The organism is Sphingobium aromaticiconvertens (assembly GCF_037154075.1).
Taxonomy (GTDB): domain Bacteria; phylum Pseudomonadota; class Alphaproteobacteria; order Sphingomonadales; family Sphingomonadaceae; genus Sphingobium; species Sphingobium aromaticiconvertens.
On sequence record NZ_JBANRJ010000001.1, the window covers coordinates 2,885,517 to 2,898,702 of the forward strand.

10 protein-coding genes and 3 tRNA genes are annotated in these 13,186 nt (G+C 61.6%); 8 read left to right on the plus strand and 5 right to left on the minus strand.

Going from position 1 to position 13,186, the window contains the following annotated elements; genetic code table 11:
- Positions 1–80: 80 nt before the first annotated feature.
- The gene (locus WFR25_RS13810) at positions 81–527 is read left to right on the plus strand and encodes a TadE/TadG family type IV pilus assembly protein (RefSeq protein WP_336971625.1); all 447 of its coding nucleotides are present in this window, start codon (positions 81–83) and stop codon (positions 525–527) included.
- Entirely contained in the window at positions 524–2,182 is a 1,659-nt protein-coding gene (locus tag WFR25_RS13815) for a TadG family pilus assembly protein (RefSeq protein WP_336971626.1), read from the plus strand. Before WFR25_RS13810 ends, WFR25_RS13815 begins: the two co-directional genes overlap by 4 nt.
- Positions 2,183–2,275: 93 nt before the next feature.
- Here the strand turns inward: WFR25_RS13815 and WFR25_RS13820 are convergent.
- A tRNA-Arg gene (locus tag WFR25_RS13820) sits at positions 2,276–2,352 on the minus strand.
- A gap of 146 nt (positions 2,353–2,498) precedes the next feature.
- A tRNA-Arg gene (locus tag WFR25_RS13825) sits at positions 2,499–2,575 on the minus strand.
- Positions 2,576–2,728: 153 nt separating this feature from the next.
- On the opposite strand from WFR25_RS13825, the gene WFR25_RS13830 reads away from it, so the two are divergent.
- Positions 2,729–3,232: a hypothetical protein gene (locus WFR25_RS13830; RefSeq protein ID WP_336971627.1), complete on the plus strand. Its 504-nt coding sequence runs from the start codon at positions 2,729–2,731 to the stop codon at positions 3,230–3,232.
- A 70-nt stretch (positions 3,233–3,302) separates the two neighbouring features.
- Here WFR25_RS13830 and ppdK read toward each other — a convergent pair whose 3' ends face one another.
- The 3 genes from ppdK to WFR25_RS13845 form a co-directional block, all read right to left on the minus strand.
- Entirely contained in the window at positions 3,303–6,020 is a 2,718-nt protein-coding gene (gene ppdK / locus WFR25_RS13835) for a pyruvate, phosphate dikinase (RefSeq protein WP_336971628.1), read from the minus strand.
- Between the two features lie 149 nt (positions 6,021–6,169).
- Entirely contained in the window at positions 6,170–8,287 is a 2,118-nt protein-coding gene (gene glyS / locus WFR25_RS13840) for a glycine--tRNA ligase subunit beta (protein ID WP_336971629.1), read from the minus strand.
- Complete coding sequence (locus WFR25_RS13845) at positions 8,288–9,187, minus strand: glycine--tRNA ligase subunit alpha (RefSeq protein ID WP_336971630.1); 900 nt, start codon at positions 9,185–9,187, stop codon at positions 8,288–8,290. It lies immediately after the preceding gene.
- A 152-nt stretch (positions 9,188–9,339) separates the two neighbouring features.
- On the opposite strand from WFR25_RS13845, the gene WFR25_RS13850 reads away from it, so the two are divergent.
- The 5 genes from WFR25_RS13850 to WFR25_RS13870 all read left to right on the plus strand — a co-directional run bounded on the left by WFR25_RS13850 (position 9,340) and on the right by WFR25_RS13870 (position 12,892).
- Positions 9,340–10,245, plus strand: coding sequence for a TraB/GumN family protein (locus WFR25_RS13850; protein WP_336974899.1), 906 nt, complete (start codon positions 9,340–9,342; stop codon positions 10,243–10,245).
- A gap of 4 nt (positions 10,246–10,249) precedes the next feature.
- A complete protein-coding gene (locus WFR25_RS13855) occupies positions 10,250–11,134 on the plus strand; it encodes a TraB/GumN family protein (RefSeq protein ID WP_336971631.1) in 885 nt (294 codons plus the stop codon).
- 118 nt (positions 11,135–11,252) lie between these two features.
- Positions 11,253–11,876, plus strand: a complete 624-nt coding sequence (locus tag WFR25_RS13860; RefSeq protein ID WP_336971632.1) for a 50S ribosomal protein L25/general stress protein Ctc — start codon at positions 11,253–11,255, stop codon at positions 11,874–11,876.
- Positions 11,877–11,960: 84 nt separating this feature from the next.
- The gene (gene pth, locus WFR25_RS13865) at positions 11,961–12,527 is read left to right on the plus strand and encodes an aminoacyl-tRNA hydrolase (protein ID WP_336971634.1); all 567 of its coding nucleotides are present in this window, start codon (positions 11,961–11,963) and stop codon (positions 12,525–12,527) included.
- 288 nt (positions 12,528–12,815) lie between these two features.
- A tRNA-Pro gene (locus tag WFR25_RS13870) sits at positions 12,816–12,892 on the plus strand.
- Positions 12,893–13,186 lie beyond the last annotated feature (294 nt).

A 13,186-nucleotide genomic window follows, 5' to 3' on the forward strand; every position in this document is an offset into this window, starting at 1 on the left:
AGCCCTCTGCATAATTTACGCAATCGGATCGACCATGGCCGTGAACCGCCCGGTCAGCCCGTTCCGATAGCATCGCGCTTATGCACAATCCCGCTCCCCAACCTACCGATCCGCGCCGTCGCGCTGCCTCCCTCTCGCACGACAGGCGTGGGTCGGTCCTTGTTGAAGCCGCATTCGCTCTGCCGCTGCTGATCGGGCTGCTGTTCGGCATTCTCATCTATGGCAGCTGGTTCATGACCGCGCACAGTATCCAGCAGGCCGCCAACGACGCCGCCCGGATCGCACTGGCGGGGCTGGACGATACGGAGCGGCGGATGCTGGTCGATCAGGCCGTAACACGCAGTCTGGCCGGGTCCACCCTGGTCGATGCCCACCTGTTGCACGTCGCGACCAGCATGACGGGCGGCTATTACAGTGTCCGCCTGACCTATGACCTCCAGGCCGATCCTCTTTTCGCGGCGTCCCCGGTGCCGCTGCCGACAACATCCATCCAGCGTGAAGCCATAATCAGGGTGGAGGCCAGATGAATGAGGAGGGCGATATGAAGACGCTGGGCCAGACACTGCACAAGACACTACGCAAGGAGCAAAGGGGCGGTATCGCCATCCTCCTGGCTTCCTCTCTCTTCATGCTTGCGGGGGCCGCGACGGTGGCAGTCGACCTGGGGTCGGTCTATCTGGCAAAGCGGCAGTTGCAGGGGGTAGCCGATGCTGCCGTTCTGGCCGCCAATGCGGGGGGGCGCACCGCCGCCCAGCAGTTGCTGGTCCGCAGCGGCCTGTCCGCCGTCGAATTGGCGGCCCTGACCGATGGCCAATATGTCCGCGACCGCACCATTCCGGTCGCCAATCGCTTCACACCCGGCGTAACCCAGGCCAACGCGACGCAGCTAGTATTGCGCCAGCAGGTGCCCCTTTATTTCGCGCGGATATTGGTCGGTCGCGATCATCTGGCGATCGAGGCGCGGGCTACCGCAGCGCGGGCCGATCTGGCCGCCTTCTCAATCGGCACTGGCCTCGCTTCGGTCGAAGGCGGACTACCCAATGCACTTCTGTCAGCACTGGTGGGCACGGAGCTGAACCTGTCGGTCATGGACTATCAGGGGCTTGTGGATCTGGATGTCGACCTGCTGGGCTTTGCCCATGCCCTGCAAGCGCGGGCCGGTGCAGGCGACGACAATATCCTCGCCCTGTTCGGTCGGGAGGTGCCCGCCGCCGACATCGTCAATGCCCTGGCCGATACCGCAAGCGGATCGCAAGCCGCCACCACGCTGCGGAACATTGCCAATCGCCTTGCGGGCCGATCGATTCGTCTGGATGACATCATCGACCTCGGACCGATGGCGGATGACACCGGCGCGGGAAGCCCCGCACTGGTGCTGGACGCTTATACCTTGCTGCGCATGATCCTGGAGCCTGCGCCGGGTCAACCCCGCCAGATCGACATCAATCTTGCGGTCCCCGGCCTCACCTCGACCCGCGTGAAACTGTTGCTGGGAGGAGGCCAAGCGCATTCGCCATTGCTAACCGTGACCGATGCGCGTGACGTGGTGATCCGTACCGCCCAGACTCGCCTCTCCCTCGAAACCAGCGTCGGCACACCGATACCAGGCCTGCTGACTCTGCGGATACCCCTTTTGGTCGAACTGGCCGCTGCAGAGGCCCGCCTGTCCGCGATCAACTGTGCGGCTGGCAGTCCGGGCCACGGCGTTACCCTGGCAGTGACGCCCTCGGTCGGATCAGTGTCGCTGGGGGACGTTGATATGGCGCAGTTCGCCAACCCCGGAACTGCGCTCACGCCGCGCCCGGCGCTGATGGGGCAACTGCTGTTGGGCACACGCATCACTGGCTATTCCCATGTCGCGCTGGGCGGGATTCAGCCGCAAGTCGTCCATTTCAGCCCATCGCAGATCGCGGCAAAAGATGTGCGCCGCGTCAGTACCAATGATCTGGTCGGCGGTGTCACCGGATCGCTTCTGCGCGATATTCAGCTTCAACTCACGCTGCTGGGTCTGCCAATCAACACGGGGCCGCTGGCCAGTGCCGTGGGCGGATTACTGAGTACCACGGCGCCGCTGCTCGATGGTGTTCTGAATAGTGTGATGAGCCTGCTGGGCGTGCGGATCGGTACTGCTGATGTCCGTGTGCATCAGATGCGCTGCGGCCGCTCTACACTGGTCGCCTGACCTGGAGCCTTCATCTGGGGAATGGTGTTGAAAACAAAATGGGCGACCCGCAGGCCGCCCATTAAATTCCTGATTTTCCATGCGAAAGGAAAATGGTGCGCCCGGAACGATTCGAACGTCCGACCCTCAGATTCGTAGTCTGATGCTCTATCCAGCTGAGCTACGGGCGCATTGGAGTGGCGCAGATAGAAGGGAGCGGTTAATCTGGCAACCCCTCTTTTCAGCATCTGTCAGATGCGGCGCCAAGCCCCGGAAACGAACAATGGGCGGCCCTGAGGCCGCCCATCAAATCCCTGATTTCCTTGTGAAAGGAAAATGGTGCACCCAGAGCGATTCGAACGCCCGACCCTCAGATTCGTAGTCTGATGCTCTATCCAGCTGAGCTATGGGTGCATTGGAGTGGCGCAGATAGTAGGGGTTGAGAAATCTGGCAACCTCTTTTTTGCCGTTCCTCCATTTAGTTATTGGGACCACCAGCTTAACACCGCCCATCCTCTCGCAACCTTTTCTCACGCCTATCCGTTACGTGAGCGGAAAGGATGCCTGATGATGACATTCACACTCAATGAGATCGTGCTGCTAGGCCTGATGCTTCTCATCGGGCTGTTCCTGGGCCTGATGATGAGCGGACGGGGCAAGTATAAGCGGCTATGGCGCGAGGAACAGCTTCTGCACAACCAGACGCGGCAGGACCGAGACACACGGGTTGAAGCAGCCAATGCGCGGATCGCGGAAATGGAGACGCATCGCGGACCGATTGGTCCCGGTACGGCAAAGGCTGTGGCGGGCGCGACCCAGGGGCGCGACGACCTGACCGTCATCCGCACGATAACGGATCAGGATCAGATAGCGCTGAACGAAGCGGGCTATCATCGTTACGCGCAAATCGCGACAATGAGCGCCGAACAGCAAGCGACGGTGGAAGCGCGGATGGGCCGCACGCCCGGCCTGATTGCTCGGGAAGAATGGCCTGAACAGGCGCGCCTGCTGAACAAGGGCAATCGGGATGAACATTTGCGGCTCTATGAAAGCCGCAACACCCCAGTCTAAAGGCGGACCATAAGAAAAGGCTCCCGGCAGTGGATTGCCGGGGCCTTTTTCTTGTGAGCTTCCCCCTGTATCAACCGCGCTTGGCGAGCGCCGCCTGCGCCGCCGCCAATCGGGCGATCGGCACACGATAGGGCGAGGCCGAGACATAATCGAGGCCAATCGTCTCGCAAAAGGCGATAGAGGCCGGGTCACCGCCATGCTCGCCGCAGATACCCAGCTTGATGCCCGGACGGCTCTTGCGACCGCGCTCGGCGGCGATCTCGATCAATTCACCCACACCCTCGACATCGATGCTGACGAAGGGGTCGCGGGCGAAAATGCCCTTGTCCACATATTGCGTCAGAAAGCGGCCTGCATCGTCGCGGCTGATGCCGATCGTCGTCTGCGTCAAATCGTTGGTGCCGAAGGAGAAGAATTCGCCCACTTCGGCAATCTCTCCGGCCTTCAGTGCCGCGCGCGGCAGTTCGATCATGGTGCCGACCAGATAGTCGACGCTGGCGCCCTGCTCCGCAAAGACCTCAGCCGCGACGCGATCGACGATCGCCTTCATCAACTCCAGTTCCTTCCTGGTCGCGACCAGCGGGATCATGACTTCCGGGATCGGCGCTTCGCCACTGCGCTGCTTGACGATCAGCGCCGCCTCAAAGATCGCGCGGGCCTGCATTTCGTAGATTTCGGGATAGGTCACGCCCAGACGGCAACCGCGATGGCCGAGCATCGGATTGAACTCATGCAGTTCGGAAGCGCGGCGCTTGAGCACCTCAATCCCGACATTGGCGGCCTTGGCCACCTCCTCGAACTCGGATTCCTGATGCGGCAGAAACTCGTGCAGCGGCGGGTCGAGCAGGCGGATGGTCACAGGCAGGCCCGCCATCACCATGAAAATCTGCGCGAAATCGTCGCGCTGCTCGGGCAACAGCTTGTCCAGCGCCTCGCGGCGGCCCTTCTCGCTGTCCGCCAGGATCATCTGGCGCACGGCGGTGATGCGCGCTGCGTCGAAGAACATATGCTCGGTCCGGCACAGGCCCACGCCCTCAGCCCCGAAATCGCGCGCCGTCTGGCAGTCGAGCGGGGTTTCGGCATTCGCCCGCACCTTCAGGCGGCGGACCTTGTCGGCCCACACCATCAACACGCCGAAATCGCCCGCCAGTTCAGGCTGCACGGTGGCGACTTCGCCCGCCATCACTTCGCCGGTCGATCCGTCGATGGTGATGAGATCACCTTCGCCCAGTTCACGGCCGCCGACACGCAGAATTTTCGCCTTGTTGTCGATCGACAGGCCACCCGCACCGGAGACGCAGGGGCGGCCCATGCCGCGCGCAACCACGGCGGCGTGCGACGTCATGCCGCCACGCGCGGTCAATATGCCCTTGGCCGCGTGCATGCCGTGAATATCTTCGGGCGAGGTTTCTACGCGAACCAGGATGACTGCATCGCCCATTTCACTGCGCCGTTCGGCAGTGTCGGCGTCGAACACGATCAGGCCGCTGGCCGCGCCCGGCGAGGCGGGAAGTCCCTTGGTCAGCACGTCGCGCGGCGCCTTGGGGTCCAGCGTGGGGTGGAGCAACTGGTCGAGCGCGGCGGGATCGACGCGGGCGACCGCCTCTTCCTCACCGATCAGGCCCTCGCTGGCCATGTCGACCGCCATTTTGAGCGCCGCCTTGGCCGTGCGCTTGCCCGAACGGGTCTGGAGCATCCAGAGCTTGCCCTGCTGCACCGTGAACTCGATATCCTGCATGTCACGATAATGTTTTTCGAGAATTTCGAACACCCCGGCCAGTTCGGCATAGGTCTCCGGCATCGCCTCTTCCATCGACAGCGGCTTGGCCCCTGCCCGCTCGCGCGCGGCTTTGGTCAGATATTGCGGCGTGCGGATGCCTGCGACGACGTCCTCGCCCTGCGCGTTGATCAGATATTCGCCATAATAGGCGTTCTCGCCGGTCGACGGGTCGCGGGTAAACGCCACACCCGTCGCCGAGGTTTCGCCCATATTGCCGAACACCATCGCCTGCACGTTGACGGCAGTGCCCCATTCGCCGGGAATGTTGTTCAGGCGGCGATAAACCTTCGCGCGCTCCGACTGCCAGGAACCGAACACGGCGGAAATCGCGCCCCAAAGCTGGTCATGCACATCCTGCGGGAAGGGCTTGTTCCACAGCTTGGCGACCAGCGCCTTATATTCGGCGACCAGAGCCTTCCAGTCGTCCGCCGTCATCTCGGTGTCGAGCGTATAGCCCTGATCTTCCTTCGCGATTTCAAGGGCTTCTTCAAAGGCGCCATGATCGAGTTCGAGGACAACGTCCGAATACATCTGGATGAAGCGGCGATAACTGTCCCAGGCGAACCGCTCGTCACCGCTGGTGGAGGCCAGACCAAGGACAGTCGCGTCGTTGAGGCCCAGGTTCAGCACCGTGTCCATCATGCCCGGCATCGACGCGCGCGCGCCGGAACGGACCGAAACCAGTAGCGGATCGGCCGCGTCGCCGAAAACCTTACCCGTAATCCCCTGAATATGGGCGATGCCGTTCGCGACTTCCGCGTTCAGGCTTTCGGGATAGACGCCGCCATCTTCATAATAGCGGGTGCACATCGCCGTCGTGATCGTGAAGCCGGGAGGCACCGGCAGGCCGATCGCGGCCATGCCGTCCAGATTCGCGCCCTTTCCGCCCAGAAGGTTTCGGTCGCCCCTGATTTTACCATCTGGGCCTCCATCATCCACGCCGCCGCCGAAACGATAGACATAACGGGTTGCGGTCGTGGTCATGCTGGCCTCTTCCTTAGTCATCATAGTAGGTGGCTTTCCCTGCACTGGATGCCCGGCGGTGCTTTGTGCGCCGCAACAATCATTACAAGCTCCGGGCGACTAGTGCACCCATGTTTACGATAAAAACTGTCCGACTGACGGAAATTTATCAAACAGGCCGACCAATTACTGCGTCACCCTGAAATTTTCGAAAAGTCGGCAACACCCTGCACTGCATCACGCACCCGCGCGAGCAGCGCCAGACGCGCGGCCCGCTTGGCCGGGTCGGCATCGTTGACGGTCACGGATTCGAAAAAGGCGTCGATCGGCGCGCGCAGCGTGGCAAGGGCCGCCATCGCATCCTCGAACCGTTCCTCTTGCACTGCGGCGGCAGCGCGCGGTTCGGCAGCGTCGAGTGCTTCGCTGAGTGCCAACTCCGCCGGCTCGGACGGTGCTGCGGGCACAATCGTTGGATCGACCACTTCCTTTTTCAAGATATTGGCCGCGCGCTTGTATCCGGCCAGCAGGTTCGTTCCGTCATCGGTGGCGACGAAGGATTGCAGCGCCTTTACGCGGGCGAGCAGGCGAACAAGATCGTCTTCGTCGCCCAGCGCGAACACTGAATCGATTAGGTCGTGGCGGACACCAGCCTCCCGTTGTTGAACCTTTAGGCGATCGGCAACAAAGCTACGAATATCCAGCATATAAACTTGTTTGAATGCAGCGATGATAGACGATCGAACAGTCTCTCCGGCCCCTTCGGTCGAACGCTCGTCAACAATATTTTGCGTCAGAAAATTTTGCCTTGCTTCTGCAAGCCATTGAGGCAGCTTTCCCCTCAACACGTTTGTGGTCAGGATGGACAATATGCCAAGTGCTGCCCGGCGTAGAGCGAACGGATCTTTTGAACCCGTCGGCTTCATATCCTTCATAAAAAACCCAGCAATCGTATCCAGCTTATCCGCCAGCGACACCGCAATCGTTACCGCCGCAGTAGGAACATCATCCCCCTGCCCGACCGGCTTGTAATGGTCGCGAATGGCGTCCGCGACTGCATCCGGCAAGCCTTCGGCACGGGCATAATAGCCGCCCATAACCCCTTGAAGTTCAGGGAATTCGCCGACCATTTCGGTGACAAGATCAGCCTTGGCGAGACGGGCGGCCTGTTCGACCTGATCCGCGTCCGCGCCCTTGACGATCCCCTCTTCCACCAGCCAGCGGGCCAGCTTGGCGACGCGCTCCACCTTGTCGGCGACCGTGCCCAGCTTTTCGTGGAAGGTGATGCGTTCCAGCTTCTTCGCGTGATCGGCAAGCGTCGTCTTGCGGTCCTGCTCCCAGAAAAAGCGCGCGTCGCTCAGGCGGGCGGCCAGAACCTTGCGGTTACCCGCTATGATTGCCGCGCCGCCATCCTTCGCCTCGATATTAGCGGTGCAGATGAAGGCCGGCGCCAGCTTGCCAGAATCGTCGCGGAGAACAAAATATTTCTGGTTTATCCGAAGGGTTAGCTGAATTACTTCAGGTGGAACCTCAAGGAATGCCGGGTCGAAATCGCCCAGCAGCGGCACCGGCCATTCGGTCAGGCCCGCATTTTCCGCGACCAGTCCCTTGTCCTCGATGACGCTATAGCCCTTTGCGGCGGCGGCTTGCGCCGCCTTCTCCGCGATGATCGCCTGCCGCTCCTCATGCGATACGATCACATGGCAGGCGCGCAGCTTTTCGACATAGTCATGCGCGCTGCCGATGGTGATTTCGCCGGGGTGATGGAAGCGATGGCCAAGCGTGGCATAGCTGCTGCGCGTGCCGTCCACGTCGATATCCACCAGTTCTTCGCCAAGGATGGCGAGGATGCCCTGCAAAGGGCGGACCCAACGCAGGCTTGTCGTGGTCTGGGACGGCGCGCCCCAGCGCATGGACTTGGGCCAGGGGAAAGCGCGGATGACGGCGGGCACGGCCTCGGCCAGCACCTGCGGCGTAGCGCGGCCCGGCTTGTTGACGAGCGCGAACCATATGCCGTCGCGGTCCTCCAACTGATCTTGTGTCAGGCCCGTCTTGCGGAGGAAGCCTTCGAGCGCCTGTGGCGGCGCAGAGGTGCGCGGCCCCTTATGCTCTTCACTCACCACCGCCGTTTCCAGCGGCAGGCCGCGCGCGATCAGCGCAAGGCGGCGGGGCGTGACGAAGCTGTCGATGGCTTCCGGCACCAGCCCGGCTTTCGCCAGTTCCTCTGTAAACAGGCGGGCGAAATCCTCGCTGGCCTTCAATTGCATACGCGCCGGGATTTCCTCACAGCGCAGTTCGAGGAGGAAGTCAGTCATTTACGCGCTCCACCCCGGAAACTTTGTTGCCCAGTCTTCGGCATTGCTGGCGATCCACGCCTCGCAACTGCCTTTCGCCATGTCGCGCACCCGGCCCATATAGCTGGCGCGCTCCTGTACGGAGATCACGCCGCGTGCCTGGAGCAGATTGAAGACATGACTTGCCTTGATCGCCTGGTCATAGGCGGCCAGCGGTACGTTCGCCTCGATCGACGCCTTGCACTCGGACTCGGCATCCTTGAACCAGCGGAACAGCTTTTCGGTGTCGGCGACCTCGAAATTCCATTTCGACATCTGCTTTTCATTTTCAAGGAACACGTCGCCATAGGTCACACCGGCGTCGTTGAACTTGAGGTCATAAACGCTGTCGACGCCCTGAATATACATGGCAAGGCGTTCGAGGCCGTAGGTCAGCTCACCCGCGACCGGCTTGCAATCATAGCCACCCATCTGCTGGAAATAGGTGAACTGGGTGACTTCCATGCCGTCGCACCACACTTCCCAGCCCAGTCCCCAGGCGCCCAGCGTCGGGCTTTCCCAGTCATCCTCGACAAAGCGGATGTCATGGACCAGCGGGTCGATGCCGATCTCCACCAGAGAACCCAGATACAGCTCCTGAAGGTTCGCCGGGCTGGGCTTCATAATCACCTGATATTGGTAATAATGCTGAAGCCGGTTCGGATTCTCGCCATAGCGGCCATCGGTCGGACGACGGCTGGGCTGGACATAGGCGGCGTTCCACGGTTGCGGCCCCAGGCTGCGCAGCGTGGTCGCGGGGTGAAAAGTGCCCGCGCCAACCTCCATGTCGTAGGGTTGCAGGATCACGCAGCCCTGCCGACCCCAATAAGCGTGCAGAGTCAGGATCAGGTCCTGAAAGGATAGGACTTTGCCATCGGCCACGTGAATATTGTCCCTGAAATGCCAGTTATTGCAGGCATCGCGCCTTGGCGCAGGACGGCGGGAGGGTCAAGGGGCGAGCAAAGCGCTTGCCCGCAAAGCGGCGTCCCCGCATGAGGGCAGAACTGACCGGATCGGAACGGGAGAATGATTGCATGAAGGCCCCCTTCTCGCGCTGGCTGGCCGCCGCGCTGCTGTTGCTGGGCACCTACGCGCCCGGACATCCGGTAGCGGCGAAAACGCCCAAGGCCGCCGCCGCGCCAGCTCTATGGGTGGTGAAGGATGCCGACACGACCATCTATCTGTTCGGAACGGTCCATGTCCTGAAACCTGGCATTCCCTGGTTCAGCGGCGACATAAAGCGGGCCTTCGACCAGTCGGACGAACTGGTGCTGGAGATTGTCGAGCCTGAAAACCCCAATGAAATGGCGGCGGCCATGGCGGGCAAGGCGATGGCGAGCGATGGCGTCAAGCTGTCAGATCGCCTGAGTATGGATGCGCGTGGCAAATATCAGGCGGCGATGGTCGTGAACGGCTTGCCCTGGGCGGCATTTGAAGGGTTTTATCCCTGGATGTCAGGCATGATGCTGTCCGTCGCCCCACTGGAGCGGCTGGGATATAAGGCTGATCTGGGCGCCGAGAAGCAACTGACGCAGGCGGCCAAGGCAACCGGCAAGCCCGTCAGCGCGCTGGAGACGGTCGAACAGCAGATCAGCTATTTCGCCAGCCTGCCGATGGAACATCAGATCGCCTTCCTCAACGCCACCGTCAACGGCCTGCCGGACATGGAGCGCGAATTCGCTTCCCTGATCGACCATTGGCGCAAAGGCGAGTCCGACAAGCTGGCCGACGAAATGAACGATTCGCTGGAGGCCACACCAGAGCTGGCCAAGGTGCTGCTGGTCGATCGCAACGCCAATTGGGCTGCATGGATCAAGCAGCGGCTGGACAAGCCAGGCGCGGTGTTCATCGCGGTGGGTGCAGGCCATCTGGCGGGCCGGACCAGTGTGCAGGCGCAACTCAAGGGGCTGGGTGTTGCATCGAAACGGGTGCGCGACTGACGCCATGATGCATGCGGCGTTCCGTTTTCTCTCGCTGTTTGCGCTGCTGCTGGTCGCGGCTTGCGGCAATCCGCCTTCTGCGGTCGAACAGGGCGGCGGGCCAGCGCTTTGGCGGGTGCAGAAGGGTGATCTGGACGGTTGGCTGTTCGGCACCGTCCATGTCCTGCCCGATGGCGTGGCGTGGCGAACGCCCCGGATCAACGCCGCGATCGACAAGGCCGATCGGTTGGTATTGGAAGTCGGCAATCTGGATGATCAGGCGGCGGTCATGGCCACGTTCGAACGCCTTGGCCGCAGCCCTGCCCTACCCCCGATCGCACAAAGGATCGCACCGGACGAACGCGAAGCGCTCGACCGACTCGCCGCCAAGGGGACCGCGCAACCTGCGGGGCTGCGCCCCTATGAAAGCTGGGCGGCGGCGATGCTGCTGTCCGCCGCGATCCAGCGCACGCTGGACGTCAGCGAAACCAACGGTGTCGAACCGACGCTCACCGCCCGCTTCCGCGCGGCGGGCAAAAGCATCGAGGGCCTTGAAACGGTCGAGGCGCAATTTCGGGCCTTCGACACTCTTCCAGAAGCGACCCAGCGGCGCATGTTGGGGGAGGTAATCGCGGACTTCGGTGAGATGGGACCGATGTTCGAAACCATCGTCAAGGCGTGGATGATGGGCGATATCGACGCCATCGCCCGCGCAGATACCGGCCGCCGTACACCCGACCCGATGGTCGAGGCGGCGGTGCTCACAACGCGGAACAAGGCATGGGTGGAAAAGATCGCAGTGATGCACGGTCGCCCCCTCATCGCGGTCGGCACCGCTCATCTAGCCGGGAATGACAATCTCATCACGATCCTTCAGGCGCGCGGCTTTACGGTGACGCGCCTGCCCTGACGCAACGCGCGACTTGCTTTCCTGCCCTTTTCTGCTAATGGCCCGCCTTCCCGCTATGGTCATCCCTGGAGGCGTGGCGGGAAAGACACTTTAACCAACTGCTTTTTGGAGACACGCAATGAGCGATCAGCTTACGCTGTCGGCCGAGGCACGCGATCGGGCAGGCAAGGGAGCCTCCCGCGCTCTCCGCCGCGAGGGCCGCGTACCCGCCGTCATTTATGGAATGAATGAAGAACCCCTGTCGATCCATGTTGAGGAAAAGCTCCTCGGCAAGCTGCTCGGCACCGGCCACTTCTTTAACTCGGTCGTCATGGTCGAAGTGAACGGCAAGGCCGTTCGCACGCTTCCCAAGGACGTCGCCTTCCATCCGGTTACCGATCGCCCGCTGCACGCGGATTTCCTGCGCGTGTCCGAACATGCCTCCGTCACCGTCGCAGTGCCCGTGCGCTTCGAAAATGAAGACGCTTCGCCCGGCCTGAAGAAGGGCGGCGTACTCAACATCGTGCGTCATGACGTCGAGCTGGTCGTCGATGCTTCCGAGATTCCCGACGATGTCGTCGTGGACCTCAGCGGCTTTGAAGTTGGCGATTCGATCCACATCAGCGCTGTGAAGCTGCCCAAGGGTGCGAAGCCCGCGATCGAAGACCGCGACTTCACCATCGCGACCATCGTCGCCCCGTCCGCGCTGAAGAGCGCCGGTGCAGAGGCCGAAGAAGCCCCTGCCGAGGCCGAAGGCGAGTAATCGCCCGCAGCCTTCTTCCAGGGCTGGCAATTTTGATCCCGTCCGCCTACCCGGCGGGCGGGATTTTTCGTTGAAAGGGACATCGTGCAGATCTGGGCTGGCCTGGGCAATCCGGGCGCGCAATATGCGATGCACCGGCACAATGTCGGCTTTATGGCTGCCGATGTCATCGCCGACCTCCATCGCTTTTCCCCGCCAAAGAAGCAATTTCAGGGCTGGGTGCAGGAAGGGCGGATCGGACCGGAAAAGATCATCCTGCTGAAACCTGCAACCTTCATGAACGAAAGCGGCCGCGCTGTGGGCGAAGCGATGCGCTTCTACAAACTGACGCCCCAGGACGTGACCGTCTTTCACGACGAACTCGACCTCGTGCCGATGAAGGTGAAGGTGAAGCGCGGCGGCGGCACCGCCGGGCATAACGGCCTGCGCTCGACCGACTCCCATATCGGCCCGGAGTTTCGCCGGGTACGGATCGGCATCGGCCATCCGGGGCATAAGGACCGGGTCCACGGCTATGTGCTGGGCAATTATCACAAGAGCGAAATCGACGCCCTGGCCGACATGCTGGGCGCGATCGGTGCAGAAGCCGAATGGCTGGCGAAGGACGATGACGCCCGCTTCATGAATGAAGTCGCGCTACGGCTTGCCTGACCTGCCAGTTGGCAGTTCGCCAGCGATTGCATGATCAGCGGTCCCCCCGACGGCTCGATGCACCGCGAACCAGGTTTACAGCATATCGAAAAATGAATCCTTGCAGGACTCGCCGGACCACTTTCTGCCGGCCCGCTTCATGACGGCCATGAGGGTTGTAACGGGCGTAGGCAGGGTTCGGGATAATTCCGGGACTCTGTTTGCCGATTCACATATTGTTTTGTCCGTGTCGCGGAACGCTTTTCCCTTGCCTTATGAATGCCGCCGAAGCTAAGGGCCTCTGCGTGTCGGGGAGTAGCGCAGTCTGGTAGCGCGCCTGCTTTGGGAGCAGGATGTCGCAGGTTCGAATCCTGTCTCCCCGACCACTTTCATAAAATCGTTATATTACAAGGGCTTGAGGCCAAGCTCTGTAGCAAGTGCTGTAACGACTGCTGTAGCAACAATGGCGGTCAATTTCGCATCGGTTGTCACGCCAATGACCGCCGTTGTCAGCGCCGCATACTGAACAATATGCATCCATCCGCCAGTCGGACACTCTGAAAATAAATATCAGATGCCAACTCCGTAAAAGCCCCAAGGCTTAGGCTGCATGCTATACAATAAACCCCCACTTTGGGCCTCTTGTGCCCACCTTTTTTGCCCGATAGCTGGTTAGCCTC